22 protein-coding genes and 1 pseudogene are annotated in these 18,477 nt (G+C 33.6%); 6 read left to right on the top strand and 17 right to left on the bottom strand.

Annotated elements, in window-relative coordinates; translation table 11 throughout:
- Positions 1-116 precede the first annotated feature (116 nt).
- The 9 genes and pseudogenes from JQC67_RS01650 to JQC67_RS01690 all read right to left on the bottom strand — a co-directional run bounded on the left by JQC67_RS01650 (position 117) and on the right by JQC67_RS01690 (position 5,822).
- Positions 117-446: a hypothetical protein gene (locus JQC67_RS01650; RefSeq protein ID WP_238934436.1), complete on the bottom strand. Its 330-nt coding sequence runs from the start codon at positions 444-446 to the stop codon at positions 117-119.
- A gap of 336 nt (positions 447-782) precedes the next feature.
- Positions 783-1,142 carry a hypothetical protein gene (locus JQC67_RS01655; protein ID WP_203251125.1) on the bottom strand — a complete coding sequence of 120 codons (360 nt, stop codon included), beginning with the start codon at positions 1,140-1,142 and terminating at the stop codon, positions 783-785.
- A 220-nt stretch (positions 1,143-1,362) separates the two neighbouring features.
- Positions 1,363-1,509, bottom strand: a pseudogene (locus JQC67_RS19120) (DUF4301 family protein); the annotation flags it as partial.
- 110 nt (positions 1,510-1,619) lie between these two features.
- Positions 1,620-1,979, bottom strand: coding sequence for a hypothetical protein (locus JQC67_RS01665; protein ID WP_203251126.1), 360 nt, complete (start codon positions 1,977-1,979; stop codon positions 1,620-1,622).
- 220 nt (positions 1,980-2,199) lie between these two features.
- On the bottom strand, positions 2,200-3,738 hold the full coding sequence (locus tag JQC67_RS01670; RefSeq protein ID WP_203251127.1) for a DUF4301 family protein: 1,539 nt from the start codon (positions 3,736-3,738) through the stop codon (positions 2,200-2,202).
- Positions 3,735-4,301 carry an AAA family ATPase gene (locus JQC67_RS01675; RefSeq protein WP_203251128.1) on the bottom strand — a complete coding sequence of 189 codons (567 nt, stop codon included), beginning with the start codon at positions 4,299-4,301 and terminating at the stop codon, positions 3,735-3,737. The genes JQC67_RS01670 and JQC67_RS01675 overlap by 4 nt, the downstream gene beginning before the upstream one ends.
- Positions 4,262-4,894, bottom strand: a complete 633-nt coding sequence (gene pnuC, locus JQC67_RS01680) for a nicotinamide riboside transporter PnuC (RefSeq protein WP_203251129.1) — start codon at positions 4,892-4,894, stop codon at positions 4,262-4,264. The genes JQC67_RS01675 and pnuC overlap by 40 nt, the downstream gene beginning before the upstream one ends.
- Complete coding sequence (locus JQC67_RS01685; RefSeq protein WP_203251130.1) at positions 4,878-5,138, bottom strand: thiamine-binding protein; 261 nt, start codon at positions 5,136-5,138, stop codon at positions 4,878-4,880. Before JQC67_RS01685 ends, pnuC begins: the two co-directional genes overlap by 17 nt.
- A 45-nt stretch (positions 5,139-5,183) precedes the next feature.
- Entirely contained in the window at positions 5,184-5,822 is a 639-nt protein-coding gene (locus JQC67_RS01690) for a 4'-phosphopantetheinyl transferase family protein (protein ID WP_203251131.1), read from the bottom strand.
- 84 nt (positions 5,823-5,906) lie between these two features.
- Here JQC67_RS01690 and ahcY point away from each other — a divergent pair, with 84 nt between their 5' ends.
- Positions 5,907-7,223 (top strand): adenosylhomocysteinase, encoded by a 1,317-nt coding sequence (gene ahcY, locus JQC67_RS01695; protein ID WP_203251132.1) that lies wholly within the window; start codon positions 5,907-5,909, stop codon positions 7,221-7,223.
- Between the two features lie 73 nt (positions 7,224-7,296).
- Here the strand turns inward: ahcY and JQC67_RS01700 are convergent, their stop codons facing one another.
- The 3 genes from JQC67_RS01700 to rplU form a co-directional block, all read right to left on the bottom strand.
- On the bottom strand, positions 7,297-7,518 hold the full coding sequence (locus JQC67_RS01700) for a DUF6500 family protein (protein WP_317198346.1): 222 nt from the start codon (positions 7,516-7,518) through the stop codon (positions 7,297-7,299).
- Positions 7,519-7,667: 149 nt separating this feature from the next.
- On the bottom strand, positions 7,668-7,928 hold the full coding sequence (rpmA, locus tag JQC67_RS01705; RefSeq protein WP_203251133.1) for a 50S ribosomal protein L27: 261 nt from the start codon (positions 7,926-7,928) through the stop codon (positions 7,668-7,670).
- Between the two features lie 66 nt (positions 7,929-7,994).
- The gene (gene rplU, locus JQC67_RS01710; protein ID WP_203251134.1) at positions 7,995-8,705 is read right to left on the bottom strand and encodes a 50S ribosomal protein L21; all 711 of its coding nucleotides are present in this window, start codon (positions 8,703-8,705) and stop codon (positions 7,995-7,997) included.
- A 372-nt stretch (positions 8,706-9,077) separates the two neighbouring features.
- Between rplU and JQC67_RS01715 the strand changes: the two genes are divergently transcribed.
- A complete protein-coding gene (locus tag JQC67_RS01715) occupies positions 9,078-10,400 on the top strand; it encodes a M16 family metallopeptidase (RefSeq protein ID WP_203251135.1) in 1,323 nt (440 codons plus the stop codon).
- Between the two features lie 33 nt (positions 10,401-10,433).
- Positions 10,434-12,509 (top strand): M16 family metallopeptidase, encoded by a 2,076-nt coding sequence (locus JQC67_RS01720; protein WP_203251136.1) that lies wholly within the window; start codon positions 10,434-10,436, stop codon positions 12,507-12,509.
- A 72-nt stretch (positions 12,510-12,581) separates the two neighbouring features.
- Here the strand turns inward: JQC67_RS01720 and JQC67_RS01725 are convergent, their stop codons facing one another.
- Positions 12,582-13,319 (bottom strand): head GIN domain-containing protein, encoded by a 738-nt coding sequence (locus JQC67_RS01725; RefSeq protein WP_203251137.1) that lies wholly within the window; start codon positions 13,317-13,319, stop codon positions 12,582-12,584.
- A gap of 157 nt (positions 13,320-13,476) precedes the next feature.
- Here JQC67_RS01725 and JQC67_RS01730 point away from each other — a divergent pair, with 157 nt between their 5' ends.
- Both JQC67_RS01730 and JQC67_RS01735 read left to right on the top strand, forming a co-directional pair.
- A complete protein-coding gene (locus JQC67_RS01730) occupies positions 13,477-13,899 on the top strand; it encodes a hypothetical protein (protein ID WP_203251138.1) in 423 nt (140 codons plus the stop codon).
- A 127-nt stretch (positions 13,900-14,026) separates the two neighbouring features.
- A complete protein-coding gene (locus JQC67_RS01735) occupies positions 14,027-14,428 on the top strand; it encodes a hypothetical protein (RefSeq protein WP_203251139.1) in 402 nt (133 codons plus the stop codon).
- Between the two features lie 5 nt (positions 14,429-14,433).
- On the opposite strand, the gene gldD is transcribed toward JQC67_RS01735, so the two are convergent.
- Genes gldD through mutY form a run of 4 tightly spaced genes read right to left on the bottom strand, consistent with a single transcriptional unit; the run spans position 14,434 to position 17,973 of the window.
- Positions 14,434-15,036: a gliding motility lipoprotein GldD gene (gene gldD, locus JQC67_RS01740; protein ID WP_203251140.1), complete on the bottom strand. Its 603-nt coding sequence runs from the start codon at positions 15,034-15,036 to the stop codon at positions 14,434-14,436.
- A gap of 43 nt (positions 15,037-15,079) precedes the next feature.
- Positions 15,080-16,408 carry a gliding motility-associated protein GldE gene (gldE, locus tag JQC67_RS01745; RefSeq protein WP_203251141.1) on the bottom strand — a complete coding sequence of 443 codons (1,329 nt, stop codon included), beginning with the start codon at positions 16,406-16,408 and terminating at the stop codon, positions 15,080-15,082.
- 23 nt (positions 16,409-16,431) lie between these two features.
- A complete protein-coding gene (locus JQC67_RS01750) occupies positions 16,432-16,887 on the bottom strand; it encodes a single-stranded DNA-binding protein (protein ID WP_203251142.1) in 456 nt (151 codons plus the stop codon).
- A 36-nt stretch (positions 16,888-16,923) separates the two neighbouring features.
- The gene (gene mutY / locus JQC67_RS01755; RefSeq protein WP_203251143.1) at positions 16,924-17,973 is read right to left on the bottom strand and encodes an A/G-specific adenine glycosylase; all 1,050 of its coding nucleotides are present in this window, start codon (positions 17,971-17,973) and stop codon (positions 16,924-16,926) included.
- A gap of 123 nt (positions 17,974-18,096) precedes the next feature.
- On the opposite strand from mutY, the gene JQC67_RS01760 reads away from it, so the two are divergent.
- Entirely contained in the window at positions 18,097-18,387 is a 291-nt protein-coding gene (locus tag JQC67_RS01760; protein ID WP_203251144.1) for an HU family DNA-binding protein, read from the top strand.
- Positions 18,388-18,477 lie beyond the last annotated feature (90 nt).

Here is an 18,477-nt window from a genome sequence, read left to right on the forward strand (position 1 = left end):
ATTCTAAATTATAGTAAAAAAGATGCAAATAATACTTTTATAAATATAGAAAGGGGTTGCTATTGCAACCCCTTTCTGACCAAACCAACTTGATACAAAACAAATAACTCAAGTTATTACATTTCTATCCAATTTCCATTGTCATCGGCATACAAAGTACCAGCAGTACCATCTTGTAATGACACTTCTAATTTGTATTGGTTAGACTCATTGATATAAGCCTTATCTATGCTAGCAGTAGGGTAGTTTTTCGAAACGGCAGCTGTAACAGCTTCTGGTAATTCATCAGCAGCAATTTCAGAAAAATCATCTTGTGCAGCTACAACATCAGCAATTGCTTCAGTTGATTCAACAGATGTTTCTGCAGCTTGCTCAGTAACCTCATCTTGAGCGAATGCAGTCATCGTACCCATACTCAAAGCCAAAACAAAAATTAATTTTTTCATGATTTTATTTTTAATAGTTAAACTTGTTATACCTAATAGAAAATATAGTACCAAACTAAAACAAATCGATTAACAGATTGATTTACAGAGTTTTGTGAATTATTCATTAAAAACAAACTGTGTAATAGTGTGTACTTACGCCCCAAAAACGTATAAAATATACGCAGCATAACGATATTTAGATCTACGCGTTCAGAATTAAAAGATATAGTACTATTAGTTCTTTGTTACCATTTAATGAAAAACATCATTCAATATTTTACATAAAAAAAAGCCTCTGTTTTCACAGAGGCCAATTTTATAAAGTAACTTATATAATTGAAAGAAGCGCGTGGCTTACATTTCAATCCAGTTACCTTCAGCGTCAGCATATAATTCAGCAGTTTCGCCGTCAGCTTTAGCAACTTCTATTTTGTATTGAGCATCTTCATTAGCGTAAGCCTTTGAAATAGTAGCTCCTGGATGAGCAGCTTCTAATGCAGTTGTAATAGCTTCAGGAACTTCTTCTAAAGCAACTTCGTTAAAACCATCTTGAGCTTCAACAGCTTCTTCAGTGGCAACAGCAACTTCTTCAGTTACAGCCTCTGTAGCTTCTGTTGCTACTTCAGTAGCTTCAGTTGATATAGCTTCAGTTTCTTGTGCAAATGCAGTTAGACTTCCTAGAGACATTACTGCTACTAATACTAATTTTTTCATTTTCTTTTTATTTAAAATTATTTATTCATTTTGATAATCTTCTATCCTATATAGAAAAATTATGCCATTAGAATATTTAGGTAAGATATATGTTTAAAATACTGAATATCAATATATTAAATAAAAATTATAATAATAACAAGTGTATATTGCTGTGTAATAAATGCAAAAAGTGTGTAAACCTTACACACTTTTTGAACATTTTTAAAACATAGAATTATTATTTAACCTGATGCGCAGGTTTTAATAAATCATTTACTGTTTTTACAGGATTAAATGTTAGCAAAGGCACTTCAACAAAAATAGTCTTCCAAAATGCCATTGCTCCATTCTATAATCCGGGTAGCTCAAATGCTTTTAAATCTTTCTTTAAGTATTCAAAAGCAAAAACATTAAATAAATTGCATAAAAAAAGCCTCCGTTTTCACAGAGGCTAATTTTATAAAGTAACTTATATAATTGAAAGAAGCGCGTGGCTTACATTTCAATCCAGTTACCTTCAGCGTCAGCATATAATTCAGCAGTTTCGCCGTCAGCTTTAGCAACTTCTATTTTGTATTGAGCATCTTCATTAGCGTAAGCCTTTGAAATAGTAGCTCCTGGATGAGCAGCTTCTAATGCAGTTGTAATAGCTTCAGGAACTTCTTCTAAAGCAACTTCGTTAAAACCATCTTGAGCTTCAACAGCTTCTTCAGTGGCAACAGCAACTTCTTCAGTTACGGCCTCTGTAGCTTCTGTTGCTACTTCAGTAGCTTCAGTTGAGATAGCTTCAGTTTCTTGTGCAAATGCAGTTAGACTTCCTAGAGACAATACTGCTACTAATACTAATTTTTTCATTTTGTGTTTATTTAAAATTATTTATTCATTTTGATATTCTTCTATCCTATATAGAAATATTATGCCACTAGATTTTCTAGACCAGAATAAACTTTAAAGATTTGAATATCAGTATTTTAAATAAAAATGATAATATTATCAAGTGTATATTGCTGTGTAATAAATGCAAAAAGTGTGTAAGGTTTACACACTTTTTGAATACTATTAAAAACTAGAACTACTATTTAACCTGATGCGCAGGCTTTAATAAATCATTTACTGTTTTTACAGGATTAAATGTTATCAAAGGCACTTCAACAAAAATTGTATTCCAAAATGCCATTGCGCCATTCCATAGTCCGGGTAACTCAAGTGCTTTTAAATCTTTGCCATCTTTTGTTTTTTGGGCAATAAATCCTTGCTTAGAATCTACATAATTCAAGAGATTAAATTTTTCCCCTTTATAATTACGTACGCCGCAGACCAAATCAACAGGATTAAAGTGGGTTGCATTCTTTAGAATAGCGACTTGCTTAGAATCAGACATATCAATTTGCGCCGATTCAATGATTTGAAGTGACTTGTGTTCTTTAGCATCAAGAATCCAAAAAGGGCCACCACCAGGTTCGCCTTCATTCTTAACCATACCACAAACGCGTATTGGCCTATTCAACTTATCTTTTAAGACTTGTAGCTGTTCAGAAAGGCTAAAGCCCTCATATGAGTCTAAAAAACAAGCATTCAATTCTTTTTCTATGAATTGTTTTATCGCTACCATATCAGATCCTGATACCTTATCGTCATCTATTTTCTTAGCAAAATCAAACGCTTTTTCTTGTACCTTTAATAAATGTCCGGCTAATATTTTTTTACTTTCAGCGATTTCGTCTCCATATTTAGAAACAGCAACATTATCAATATTTTTGATAAAAATAATATCAGCGTCTTGATCATTAAGATTTTCAATCAACGCTCCGTGCCCACCAGGTCTAAAAAGTAATGAACCATCATCATTTCTAAAAGGCTTATTATCTAAATCAACCGCTATAGTATCTGTTGCAGGTTTCTGATTTGAATAATCTACATTAAATTTAATACCCGAAGCACTTGCAATTTTTTCATTTGAATTCTCATACTCACTCGCAAACATTGCATCATGCTGCTCAGATATAGTGAAATGTAATTTTGCTAAACCATTGGCACTCGCATAGGCTACCGATTCTTTAAGGTGTTCTTCAAACGGAGTTGCGGCATGACTTTCATATTTATGAAAAGGAAGTAATCCTTTAGGAAAAAATCCATAATTCAAGCCTTTTTCAGACATCATCTCATTCACAAAGCTATATAACTCTTCTCCTATTGAGGATGATAAATTACCAATCCGATTCTTTACCAAATTGTAGAATGGCAAATCTTCTAAACCTTCAGAGAATTTTTGAATATCATTATCGCCAGTTCTTTTAATATAATCTTCTATGGTTTCTTCAGACCAATTATAATTATCCAAGAAATTGAAAAGTGCTTTAAACATTCGAGATGCAGCACCTGATGCTGGCACAAACTTTAAAAGTGATTTGCTTTGTCTATTTGCTTCAAAATTTTGAATTAACGCATTCTCTTCTTCTGAAGAAAACTTTAGAATTCCTTCGCCAACTATTGCAGCGCTTTCTAAATTCACAAAAGGAATACCATCTCTAAAAGTGTCTATTTGGTCTAACACCTTAGCTTTTGAGATTCCTTTATGTTCTAATAATTGTTGATCAGTTTCAGTAAGGTTCATTTTTTCTCTAATAATTTATCAATCTGTTCTACAGCTGTTTTTAAACGATTTTTTTTATCTCCCTTTAAGGTAATGAATTTACGATTATTACGCTCTAATGTTTCTTTAAAAAAATTAAACATGTACTCACGTTTATTAGGCTTGTCACGTAAATCATCACCAATCCATGGCACATCTATATAAGTTAATAGATACAAATCATATTGATTTTCTAAAGCATGTTTTTCAAGAATTGGATCACAATGCCCAACATAATATGCTTCTGAATAGACTTTAGTTTCAAGTAAATCAGTATCACAAATAAGCACATTTGTTGCTTTCTTTGCCAATTCGTTCTCTAATTTCATTTGACCCTCAGCGATCGGCAGCAAATCATGTGGCTCACATGTTTTACGTTCATTGTTCCATTTATCTTGCAAATATTCACGTGCATATTCGGGCACCCACACTGTATGATAATGTCTGGCCAATTGTTCAGACAGCGTTGTTTTTCCGGTAGATTCAGGCCCGAAAAGAACAACCTTTAAGATGTTTGAAGGCTGCTGTTTATATTTTTCTTCCATGCGTAGTAACCATAAACGGCCAATATTGTAAAAATTAGGTATTGAAAGCTAGTAAATGTATATCCTTTATAGAAATATAATGGAACGGATATAATATCACCGATGATCCAATATATCCAATTTTCTACTTTTCTTTTGGCCATTAACCACATCCCCACAAAAAAGATAGCAGTTGTTATAGTATCGACATAGGCCGTCCAACTCGTCCATTTATCAAAAATTTGATAAACAATAAACACAAAAACTATGGTACATAAAAATATGACTGCAGAAATTTTATGTTCCTTTTTAGTAGCACTAGTTATTGGTGTAAAATTTTTGGCATCTATCTTTCTCGTCCAAATATACCAACCATACAAGCTCATTATAAAGTAGTATATATTAATAAGCATATCACCAATTAACCCCCACTTTAAAAGCAAGTAAACAAAAATTGAAGTACTTAGTAATCCCGTTGGATATACCCAAATATTGTTTTGTTTAGAAAACCAAACAGAAAGAAGACCAAAGATTACTGCAATAATCTCAAGAGCAATATCTAAGGTTTCATACGTACTGTATTGACCAAACAAATAATCAAAAATGAGGCTCATAATCGCTTCGGTCAGATTTAACAATTTTCATATATAGTAAGCCTTTATCCATTAATTCAAAAGCAGTTTTTATTTCAGAATTCAAAACAGCCATGACCGTATCATAGTTACCATAAACTTGTGTACTTAAGGGGTTCTCTAAAATTGTAAGTCCTGATTCTCGTAGTTTCTTAATAAAATTAATGATGTGCTGTTCATAATCATCTTGTAATGGCGAAAAAGTAAGCTCTACTGATATGTTCATTTTTATACGTTAAGTGTAACTAATTGGTGGATTATTTCTCAGAATTTACTTTGTAGAATCGAGAGCGTAGACTAAAGTAAAGCCTTCAAATTCTACAAATGAAATAGCATAATTTGTTGATTTTCCTTGATAAAGAATCTCACCTGTAGTACTATTATCATCCATAGAAAAATCTGCTACATTTATATGTTGAATGAAACTAAGACCGGGTTGCGCATAAATTTTATACAAAGATTCCTTTGCTCCCCAAACCATAGTTAGTTTACGTATCAAGGCCTCTGAATTAGCAATTGTTTTATATTCTTCTATTGGAGTAAACTTATGTGCAATGCGCAATATTTTGTCACGTTGCATTTCAATATCAATACCTACCTCATGAGACTCACTAATAATAATACCTGTAAAATTATTTGAATGCGTAATTGATATTTTTTTGCCATCCTTCAAATGTGGTTTTCCTTGCACATCATATATAAGGTCATGATCAACATAACCTTCAACCGCCAATAAATGCCGAATACTTAAAAAGCCCCTCCGATGCATTTCAGACTTCATGCCTGCCATTCTATTTTGGCAATGCTGCGTTAATTCTACTGTTTTCGCCAAATCAGTTTCAGACTCTTCTACTTTCCAGATATGCAGTATTGTAGCGCTATTGATTATTATAGATTTATAAAGAGGCATAGTATTTTGTATGTATTTCGTACCTTCGCGGCTGTAAACGGGCTAAAAAACAGCCTTCTAACGAAAGTAAAAATAAAAAAGAATATGAGCACCGAAACAGTTAGTTATGTACCCTACAAGGTAAAAGATATTTCCTTAGCCGATTGGGGAAGAAAAGAAATTGATTTAGCCGAAGCTGAAATGCCAGGATTAATGGCGCTTCGTGAGGAGTACAAAGATGAACAACCGCTTAAAGGAGCGCGTATTGCAGGATGCCTTCATATGACCATTCAAACTGCTGTTTTAATTGAAACACTAGTAGCCTTAGGCGCTGATGTAACTTGGAGCTCTTGTAACATATTCTCAACTCAAGATCATGCTGCGGCTGCAATTGCTGCAACAGGCGTACCTGTTTATGCATGGAAAGGCTTGACAGAAGAAGAATTTAATTGGTGTATTGAACAAACCTTATTTTTTGGTGAAGATCGAAAGCCATTAAATATGATTTTAGACGATGGTGGTGATTTAACTAATATGGTATTGGATGATTACCCAGAATTGGCTGAAGCCATTAAAGGACTTTCAGAGGAAACTACTACTGGTGTTCACCGTTTGTATGAGCGCGTAAAGAATGGAACATTACCAATGCCCGCTATTAACGTAAATGATTCGGTTACAAAATCGAAATTCGATAATAAATATGGTTGTCGAGAAAGTGCAGTTGATGCAATTAGAAGAGCCACAGATACTATGCTTGCAGGTAAACGCGTAGTTGTATGTGGTTACGGTGATGTTGGTAAAGGTACTGCAGCATCTTTTGCCGGTGCAGGTTCAATTGTAACTGTTACAGAAATTGACCCAATTTGTGCACTACAAGCTTGCATGGAGGGTTTTGAAGTGAAAAAATTAGAAACCGTAATAGGTAATGCCGATATAGTAATCACAACTACTGGAAACAAAGACATTATTCGCGCTGAGCACTTTGAGGCATTAAAAGACAAGGCTATTGTGTGTAATATTGGTCATTTTGATAACGAAATTGATATGACGTGGTTAAATGACAACCATGGTAATACTAAAGATGTAATTAAACCACAGGTAGATAAATACACTATTGACGGTAAAGACATCATTATTTTAGCCGAAGGTCGTTTGGTAAATTTAGGTTGTGCCACTGGCCACCCAAGTTTTGTAATGAGTAATTCATTTACAAACCAAACACTAGCACAAATTGAACTTTGGAAAAACAGTAAGAATTATGCTAATGACGTTTTTATGCTGCCAAAGCATTTAGATGAAAAAGTTGCTGCCCTACACTTATCACGTTTAGGTGCTGAACTTACAGAACTTAAAGAAGATCAAGCTGCATACATTGGCGTTACTGTTGAAGGGCCTTACAAACCTGAATACTACAGATACTAAATCACTAACTACATTTAGGTAGTTGAATACAAAGCTTTAAAAACCCTCAGTTTAATCTGAGGGTTTTTTATTGTTATGAAATTGCTTGTACCATTGCTTTTATTTTAACGGCTTTTTCAAAATGGTCAAGTTTATGTTCTAAAATCCACCATTGCGCTACGTGCATAAGTAATTCAGGGTTATCATTCTTATTAGCAAAAAAGGCGTAAAAAGACAGTCCCACATTAGTTCCTTTAGCAGCGATTTTGGAATCACAAACTTGAATTATTTTAGTTCTAATTGAGCTGTTCAACATTTATTTAGTGTATTAAATTAAATGGTTACAAAATTAATCAAAGGAGTACTTTGTAGAATAAATTATATGAAAAAACCCTCTCTGTTGCCAGAGAGGGTCTCAACCCAATTGGTAAAACCAAGGGTTATCTTTTTAAAAAAGAGTAGTTCTTAAGCCTCAAATGGATCGATAGAAACAAATGATTTGCCTCCAGCTTTCTTTTGGAACTTTACAATACCATCAACTCTAGCATGTAACGTATGATCTTTACTCACATATACATTTTGACCTGGGTTATGTTTAGTACCACGCTGGCGAACGATAATGTTACCGGCAATTGCAGCTTGGCCACCAAAAATCTTAACACCTAAACGTTTTGATTCTGATTCCCTTCCGTTTTTTGAACTACCTACACCTTTTTTGTGTGCCATGATATATCTATTTAAATGCCTTCACTTTGTTGAAAATCAAAGTATCAGACTAAATTATTATTTGAATTAAGCTTTACCGCCGTCTAATTCGTCTTGCCATTTCTTTAATTCATCCCACTTACCATCAGCAGCTAATTTAGCTTGTGCTGGCCAAGTATCAGTTACGTGATTACCACGAACTTCAGCAATGATTTCAGAAATTTTAGCTGGCGTAGCTTTTGCTAAATCTGCAAAAGTTGCAATACCTGCTTCTACCAAAGTAGATGCTATTTTAGGACCAATACCTTCAATTTTTTTCAAATCGTCAGCTTTAGTCGCTACTTTTTTCGGAGCCGCCTCTTTCTTTGGTGCTGCTGGTGCTTTTGGCTTAGATGCAACTGAAACATCCACAGGAGCCGCTTTACCATCTGCTTTATTAGCTTTTGGCGCTGCTTCTTTCTTAGCAGGTGCCGCTTTTTTAGCTCCTTTAGCAACAATGCTCTCAATGACAATCTCTGTCAATGACTGGCGATGTCCGTTTTTCTTTTTGTAACCCTTACGTCTTTTCTTATGAAAAACGATTACTTTATCACCTCTTAGGTGTTGCACGACTTTAGCCTCTACAGCTGCGCCGTCTATAGCCGGGGCGCCAATAGTTACGTTCTTACCGTCATCTAAAAGAAGAACATTATCAAAAGTTACCTTTTGACCTTCTTCAGTTTGTAAACGGTGAACATATACTTTTTGGTCTTTCGCAACTTTAAATTGCTGCCCTGCCATCTCTACAATTGCATACATAGCGTATATATTAGTTTGTTATTACACCTATTTTTTCAATAAGCGGATGCAAATATACTGCTAAATCGTTAATGTACAAGCGAAAGCATGAGATTTTACCTAGAAATTTATTGGTTTCATATTTTACTCAAAAAATTCATCAAAAAAACGAAGAGCTTCTCCATATAGGCTCTTGTTTAATGGAATCACTATTTTAAAAAAATATAATCTGATATTTCTTCAATTACCACGTAATCAATGTATTCGCCAACACTATAAATTCGTGTTAAAGCAATTCACCTTTTTAACCTATTAGTTAAAAAAAATTATATTCGTGTAACATTTCCTTCAAAATCAGTACTATTATCTGTAAGACCTAAACACGAAGACTTTATGAAATTAAAAACATACTTTACAGCGTTGTTATTTACGACGACATCGGCATTAATTGCCCAAGAAGTAGCTTATGAAGAATATGATTTAGATAATGGACTTCATGTAATCTTACACCAAGATAATACTGCACCCGTTGTTACAACCTCAGTAATGTACCATGTGGGTGCTAAAGATGAAGACCCCAGTAAAACAGGGTTTGCACATTTTTTTGAGCATTTACTTTTTGAGGGCACTAAAAATATTGAAAGAGGCGAATGGTTTAAATTAGTATCATCAAATGGTGGTCAAAATAATGCCAACACCACACAAGACCGCACCTATTATTATGAAGTATTTCCATCAAACAATCTAGAATTAGGTCTGTGGCTTGAGTCAGAACGCTTAATGCATCCGATTATTAATCAAATTGGTGTTGATACGCAAAAAGAAGTTGTTCAAGAAGAACGTCGCATGCGGTATGACAATTCACCATATAGTAGGTGGCAAGAACAAATAGGTATTAATCTATTCGAAAAACATCCATATAGATGGCAAACCATTGGATCCCTTGAACATTTAGCAAGTGCAAGCTTAGAAGATTTTCAGAATTTTAGTAAAACCTATTATATACCCAATAACGCTGTATTGGTAGTAGCTGGTGATATTGACATCACCGCTACAAAGAAAATGATACAAGATTATTTTGGGCCAATTCCTAAAGGAGCAGAAATCAATAGAACTCACATAAAAGAAGACCCAATAACGCAAACAATAAAAGCGAGCTATAACGACCCCAACATTCAAATACCTGCAATCTTTGCTGGATACCGTACACCCAAAAACACAGATAGAGATGCCTATATACTAGATATGATTTCAACATATTTGAGTGACGGTAAAAGCTCAAAACTATATAGAAAGTTAGTTGATATTGAAAAAATGGCCATTCAAGTATTTGCTTTTAATAGAACTCAAGAAGATTACGGAACCTATGTTGTCGGAGCTTTACCGCTTGGCGAAAACTCATTAGAAGACCTTTTAGTTTCAATTGATGAAGAAATTGAAAAACTACAAAACTCTTTAATTTCTGAAAAAGACTACCAAAAAATTCAGAATAAATTTGAAAACCAATTTGTGAATTCAAATAGTAGTATTTCAGGTATAGCTAACTCCCTTGCTCGTAATTATATGCTTTTTGATGATACATCTTTAATAAATACTGAAATTGAAATATATAGATCTATTACACGTGAAGATATACAAGCTGCAGCCAAAAAATACTTAAACAAAAATCAACGAGTTGAATTAGAATATTTACCAGAAGATCAAACAGGTAAATAAACGCAACAACAATCTCACGAAAACATATTTCAAATGAAAAAATTAATATTCTTAATAATTGCATTGTGCACTACTGCAAGTTATGCACAAATTGATCGTAGTGTACAACCAAAACCAGGACCCGCACCTGAAATCAATTTAAAAGAGCCAAAACGTTTTAATCTTAAGAATGGCCTAAAAGTAATGGTCGTAGAAAATCATAAACTACCAAGAGTTTCAATACAATTACTAATAGATAATCCGCCAATATTAGAAGGTGAGAAAGCCGGAGTTTCGAGTATGACCGCAAGTTTATTAGGCAAAGGCTCAAAAACGATTGCGAAAGATGATTTTGAGGAAGAAGTAGATTATATCGGCGCACGAATAAGTTTCGGCTCTCAACGCGCTTTTGCAAGTTCATTGAGTCAATATTTTCCTCGAATACTTGAATTACTAGCCGATGCAGCAATAAATCCAAATTTCACCGTAGAAGAATTCGACAAAGAAAAAGCTAAGATTATTACGGGAATAAAAAGCCAAGAAAAAGATGCAAATGCAATTGCTAACAGAGTGCAAAATGCTCTTTCTTATGGTACAAATCACCCATATGGCGAATACGTTACAGAAGAATCAGTCAATAATATTGAATTGGCAGATGTAAATCAGTTTTATAGAAATTATTTTGTTCCTGCTAATGCATACCTAGTAATTATTGGCGATGTGAATTTTGACGAAGCCAAAGAGTTAGTAGAAACACACTTTACACCATGGACCAAAGCAGTGCCTCCATCGTTTTCATATTCCAAACCAACTGACCCTTATTACACTCAAATTAATTTTGTTGATGTGCCAAATGCGGTGCAGTCTGAAGTATCGGTTCAAAATTTGGTTGATTTAAAAATGGCTGATGAAGATTATTTAGCGGCTTTATTAGCAAATCGGATATTAGGTGGTGGTTCGCAAGGACGCCTTTTTCAAAACTTAAGAGAAGACAAAGCCTATACATATCATTCATATTCAAGAATTGATAATGACCGTTTTGCCCAAAGCACATTTAGCGCATCAGCAAGTGTTAGAAATGCAGTAACAGATAGTACTGTGGTTCAGATACTTTCAGAAGTAGATAAAATAATTAAAGAACCTGTTACAGAACAAGAACTGAAAGACGCGAAGGCAATTTACATTGGAAGTTTTGTAATGGCGTTAGAACGACCTGAAACAATCGCCCGTTATGCAATTAACTTAGCCACTGAAAATTTGCCGGCAGATTTTTATCAAAATTATCTTGAAAATATTAATGCGGTAACAGTTGAAGATGTTCAAAAAGCAGCACAAAAATATTTCACCTCTGACAAAGCACGTATTGTAGTTAGCGGTAAAGGCAGCGATGTATTGGAAAATCTTGAAAAGGTTTCATTTAATGGGAAAATTATCCCTATTAAATATTATGACAAATTTGCTAAACCCGCAGAAAAACCAGTTTACAATGCGGCTGTACCTGATGGTATTACAGTTCAGTCAGTTATTAATAATTATTTCAAAGCAATTGGTGGAAAAGAAAAAATTGAAAACATAGAATCGTTATTATTGATTTATGAAGGTGAAGCCATGGGCAGCAAAATCAAAACAGAAGAAAGAAGAACAGCTAATAAATATGCACAAACAACATTCATGAATGATAACCCAATGATGGGAATTATTGCTAAAGACGATGAACTTTACATGAAACAGGGTGCAAATAAAATTCCAATGCCAGCTGAAATGGCTTCTGATTTAAAAGGCGCTATGGGTATTTTACCAGAATACGGCATATTAGCAACAGGCGCAGCTAAACTAGCTGGCATAGAAAACATAAATGGAAAAAGCGCTTACAAAATAGAAGTGTTAGGTACTAGTATTCAAGCAACGTATTACTATGATATTGAATCTGGTTTAAAAGTTAAAGAAGCCACAGTTATAAATGTAGGCGGTCAAACACAAAACCAAGAAACAACAATGAAAGATTATGTTTCATTTGAAGGAATTTTATTCCCATCAATTAGAAGCACAATGATGGGGCCGCAACAGGTAGAAAGCAAATTACTTGAAGCTGTAATAAACAAAAATGTTACCGACGCAGATTTTGAATAAAATATAGTTTATTTAATGCAACAAAAAAGAGACCTTGCTTATTACAGGTCTCTTTTTTGTTGGTAACTATTATCATCCTATTTTTAGAATTGTAGCCTCGCCTATAACAATTCCACGATTAACATTTGGACTTCCCTGATATGTAATATGAGTCTCTCCGTAACAAGTAACTTTTAGTTTTTTAGCAACGTTAACTCTAATATCACTTTCTCCGTATGCCGTAATTTTAGTCAACTCATTATTCATCGCAATAGTATTTACTTTACTTTCTCCATAGGTTATAAAACGCTGGTTCTGCACCATACCATTTTCAACTTCAAAATAACTCTCACCATAAATAGTAACCTTTAGTCTATCTAAAGCCACATCAGTTAAATAAACTTGAGACTCACCATAAATTCTGAGTGTAAACTCCTTTTGATCAATTTTACTTTTAGCATTTATACGTTCTTCACCTCGAACCGATAGACTATTCAATGTCTTGTACGTTATTGTAGCACGTACTTGGGTACCATCATAGAGCGACTTACCCATATTCATATCATTATGACCCTTTTCACTTTTAGTCACCATTTTAGCGCCATCTAAATAAATACGCAATGTTGTACCCTCAACTTCTATGTTAATTTTATCATCAACTACTCCTGCTTCATCAATTCGTACCGACTCTTCATTACCTTCTATGAGATTAACTGCAATATGTGGGCTAATGATTATTTTATCAAAGTTTTCTACATCAAACGTTTTATCAATTTGTTGCGCCACTAGCGAATTAGCCACTAGCAACATTAGCATTACAATATTTTTCATCTTTTTTTAATTAATATTTCTACTCTAAAGACTATCAACATTGCTAGTTGTTACAGTTTTCATAAATGCCTGCAACAATCTATTATTCATCACCGGTGATTATTCAAACTTTTACAATGAATTCAATGAATGCATTATCTTTGAAAAAACTAAAATCATGAAGAAAAACATACTATATATTCTATTTGTAATTTCTATTGTTACTTATTCTTGCAAGGAAGGAAAAAGCACTGAAACCAACCAAATGAACAAGGTTATGGCTATTCATGATGAGGTTATGCCAGAAATGGGAACAATAGCTAAATTAGTTGGTGAGTTAAAGGCATTAGAAAATGATAGCACCAATATTGACAAAGGATATGAACAAGCAAGAATAGACCTTCAAAATGCCCATAAATCGATGATGGATTGGATGAAAGGTTTTGGTGATCGCTTTGATTCTGATGAAATTTTAAATGGAAAAACGTTATCCACAGAAAAGCAAAAATGGCTTGATGAAGAAGAAAACAAGGTAAATGCTGTAAAAGAACAAATTAATTCAAGCATTGAAAATGCTGAAAAATTGCTCAAATCAGAATAATACTAATATTTTTTTACCTGTAATTACTGCTCAACGAATATTTGGTGTGATTGCAGACTTTTTCTTATTAGACCATTAGAATCTTCTATTTTCACAGCAAATTAGTATTCCCAAAACTATATATGTTATGAAAAAATGTGTTATTGTCTTTATTTTATTAATGAGCATGATAAGTGCTATGGCACAAGAACCAGCCAAAATGCCCGAAGTAATAGAAATGCATGATGTGGTTATGGCTAAAATGCCAAAACTGGTTAAGTACATTAACAAACTACAAACCGCTTCGCAAAATTCAGCTGACAAATCAAAATACAATCTTGCAATTGAAGATTTAAAATCTGCAAATATGTCTATGCAAAAATGGATGGAAGGATTTGGTAGTCGCTTCGATGTTGATGAAATGATGAAAGGCAAAGAATTGACTTCTAAAAAACAAGAGTGGTTAGATGAAGAAATGACTAAAATTAAAGCGTTAGACAAGAAAGTAGATAGCAGTTTTAAAATGACCGAAGTACTATTAAAAAAATAGATTTTCTATTTCCATCGTAAACTTTCCATTATTACTCGAATATCGTTTTGCAAATACGCAGCCGCCGGATAAATACTATCATAATTAGGCTTCACATAAAAATAGAGTGATCCAGTCACAAAATTATCCGTACTATCAGTTACAAAAAATTGCGCTTGTGACGCCGCATCTCCACTAACTTCATAATACATTCCAAAAATCTTTTCTTCTGCATTATAAAACTCAGAAGGTTTAATACCATCAGCTTGCGTAGCATGTTCATAAGATAATTTTTGCGCATCAATCATTAGCTTTTGAAGATTATTCTTAACCTTTTTATGGGTAATAAAAATTGAACCCTTCATAATCGGGTAATCCAAAACCACATCACCTTGCCCCTTATTTTTCGCATCTTCAACAATTTCAGCTAAAACATTTTTATCAAAACTGTAATACCCTGCGTCAATCTTTTCATATTTGCCTTTAGGGTAATCTAATCGTAATTGCGCTTTCGGCTTAGGCAACACATCTTCTTTACACCCAAACAAAATAAATACCGACAACATTAGAATAGTTATTGCCTTAAAAGCATTTATTAATCGATATGATTGAAATATTATTTTATCCATTTTATGAAGCAGAATGATACATCATTAGAGATTAAAGCTAGGTTTAAATCTTTTGCGGCAGAGTTACTTTAATCTGTTTAAGCCTTTTTTTATCTAAACTTTCTACAGTAAATTTATAATTCTTAAAATTCAAACTTTCACCTCGTTTCGGAAAACTTCCTGCTATTTCTAAAACAAATCCGGCAACAGTTTCTGATTCGCCCTTTTGCTCTTCAAAATCTTCTTGATCTTCAATTTTGGCTACTTTATAAAAATCTTTCAGTGTTGTTTTTCCTTCAAAAACAAAATTGTATTCATCAAGCTTAGAATACACCAAATCTTCATCATCAAATTCATCACTAATATCTCCTACAATTTCTTCAATAATATCTTCTAAGGTAACAATACCTGAAGTACCACCATACTCATCTACTACTACGGCCAGGTGAATTTTCTTTTCTTGAAATTCTAGCAACAAATCATCAAGCTTTTTGTTTTCTGGCACAAAATAAGGCTCACGAATCAATGGCAACCAATTAAAAGATTTTTTATCGATATGACGTAGTAAATCTTTAACGTACAGCACACCAAGAACATTGTCCATGTTTTCAGCAAAAACAGGAATTCTAGAATATCCTTTTTTAATTATCTCTTGCACTACTTCCGGAAATTTCATTTTCTCTTCAAGCGCAAAAATATCTATTCGAGGCCTCATAACCTGCTTAGTATCAGTATTACCAAATGAAACGATACCTTCTAAAATTTTTTGTTCCTCTTTGGTAGTATCTCCTTCAGAAGTAAGTTCTAGCGCTTGAGAAAGATGATCAACACTTAAATTAGATTTTTCTTTACCTAACTTATTATACATAAAAATGGTTGCTGAACGCATGGGTAGACTTAGTGGTGAGAAAATAAAATCTAAAGCCTTCAGTGGTTGCGCCATTAAATGCGAAAAACTAATTCGGTTACGATTTGCATATACTTTGGGTAGAATTTCGCCAAACATCAATATTAAAAAAGTGGCAACAACAACTTCAAGCAAGAAACGAACAGAAATAACACCAAAAAGCATGTAATTTATATCAACAAATAAAATATCACCAATTGCGCTAAAAAGAAGCACGATACCAATGTTAATAGCATTATTAGCAATTAAGATAGTGGCTAATAACTTCTTAGGTCTTTTCAGCAATTTTGTCACCAAATCACCACGAACAGTTTTCTTTTCAGCTATTTCATTAATGTCAGTAGTTGACAAACCAAAAAAAGCAACTTCAGCACCTGAAATAAGCGCAGAAAAAATCAGTAATAAAACAAGGATTGCTATTTTGATAGCAAGAGTGCCATCGAAAACAATAAAACTTAATAACCAGCCAACAGGATCAGGGTCCAATAGTTATAATTTAAACGAGTTTTCTAAAATGGTAAATCATCTTCAGGTTGTGGCTCACTTACAGCTGGCGCTGGTGTTGATGACTGACCTTGATTGTTCTGTGCAACAGACTGTTGTTGCTGCGCATTAACTTCACTATCACGTTTGGTAGATAAAAATTTAAAATCTTGTACATGCACCTCGGTAGCATAACGTGTATTACCATCTTCACCTTGCCACTGTCGTGTTTTCAACCTACCTTCTACATAAATTTTATCACCCTTACTTAAGTACTTTTCGCAAATTTCTGCAGCCTTATTACGCACGACAACATTGTGCCAATCTGTATTGGTCACTTTTTCACCAGTTTGCTTATTGGTGTAGTTTTCATTAGTAGCTACCGGAAATCTTCCAATGCTATTTCCACCTTCAAAATAGTGCATTTTAACTTCATCACCTAAATGCCCAATTAGCATTACCTTATTTAATGTTCCGCTCATAATACTAATATACTCAATTGTCTGAAGACAAAAATACTAAGAAACAATAGAACTTTGAAGTTCTTTAATGAATTCAGCTAATAAAACTGGTACAGGATAATCTTCAATTTTGGTTAGAGGAATTGAATTTTCGAGTTCTCCATTTGTTTTTACCATCCAAAAACGCGTATATAAATGTTGATGTGAAAGCTTATGTACAATTTCTATTTCATTATGTAAGTACAATTCTGATATTGAATTATTAATCTTAAGTTTATTTATTTGATTTCGAATAGCATCAATTTCTATTTTTTCTAAGGATTCTATTAATGGGAATTCCCATAAATTCTGCCATATTCCTTTGCCAGTGCGCTGCTGAAGGCAAATCTCATTTTTCTCATTTAAGATAACCAAGTAATTAAAATAGCGCTTTCTTATTTTAGTTTTATTTATTTTAACCGGAAGCTTATCTACCATATTCTTTTCAAGTGCCACACAGCTTTCATTTAACGGACAAACAGTACAATCAGGGTTTTTAGGCGCACATTGTAACGAACCAAACTCCATTATACCTTGATTATAATCTCTTATATTATCCGTATTCATGACTTCGGTCGCCAATTCTTTGAAATATTTAATACCCTCAGTACTATTAATTGGGGTGTCAATACCAAAATAACGAGCTAATACACGATAAACATTACCATCAACCACCGCCTTTGGTTCATTAAAACAAATAGAAGCAATTGCGCTAGCAGTATAATCACCAACACCTTTTAGTTTCAATAAACCTTTATATGTATTAGGAAATTGACCATTCAATTCAAAAGCCACTTTTTTAGCAGTAGCATGTAAATTTCGAGCCCTAGAATAGTACCCTAAACCTTGCCATAATTTCAAAACTTCATCTTCAGAAGCTTCAGCTAAATCTATAACGGTAGGATATTTCTCAACAAATTTCAAATAATAAGGTGTTCCTTGAGCAACTCTCGTCTGTTGAAGCATAATTTCAGACAACCAAATGCGATACGGATTTTGGGTAGCCCTCCACGGTAAATGGCGCATATTCAGGGCATACCAATGAAGTACTTTTTGTGAAAAAGACATGGCTTGAACAATAGTAGACGAAAGTAACAGTTTATATACTTAAAATTAGCCCTTTAGGGTAAAAGATGAATTTAATTTATATATTTGCAAGCCAAAAAAAACTTAGTAAATCTAATTGAAATAATGACGAAAGCTGAAATTGTAACCAAGATCTCGGAGAAATTAGGAATTGAGAAAGGTGATGTACAGGCAACTGTAGAATCTTTTATGGAAGAAGTTAAAACTTCTTTAGAAAGTGGCGATAATGTTTATCTGCGAGGTTTCGGAAGTTTTATCGTAAAAACCCGAGCTGAAAAAACAGGAAGAAACATTTCTAAGAACACAACTATTAAAATTCCCGCACATAATATTCCTGCATTTAAGCCTGCAAAGGTTTTTGTTGAAGGAGTTAAGAGCAATGTGCTTGTCAAATAAAATTAACGAATAAAAACACAGTTTTATGCCGAGTGGTAAGAAAAGAAAGAGACATAAGGTAGCTACACATAAGCGCAAGAAGCGTAGAAG

The sequence above is a fragment of the Aurantibacter crassamenti genome (assembly GCF_016811105.1).
Lineage (GTDB): Bacteria > Bacteroidota > Bacteroidia > Flavobacteriales > Flavobacteriaceae > Aurantibacter_A > Aurantibacter_A crassamenti.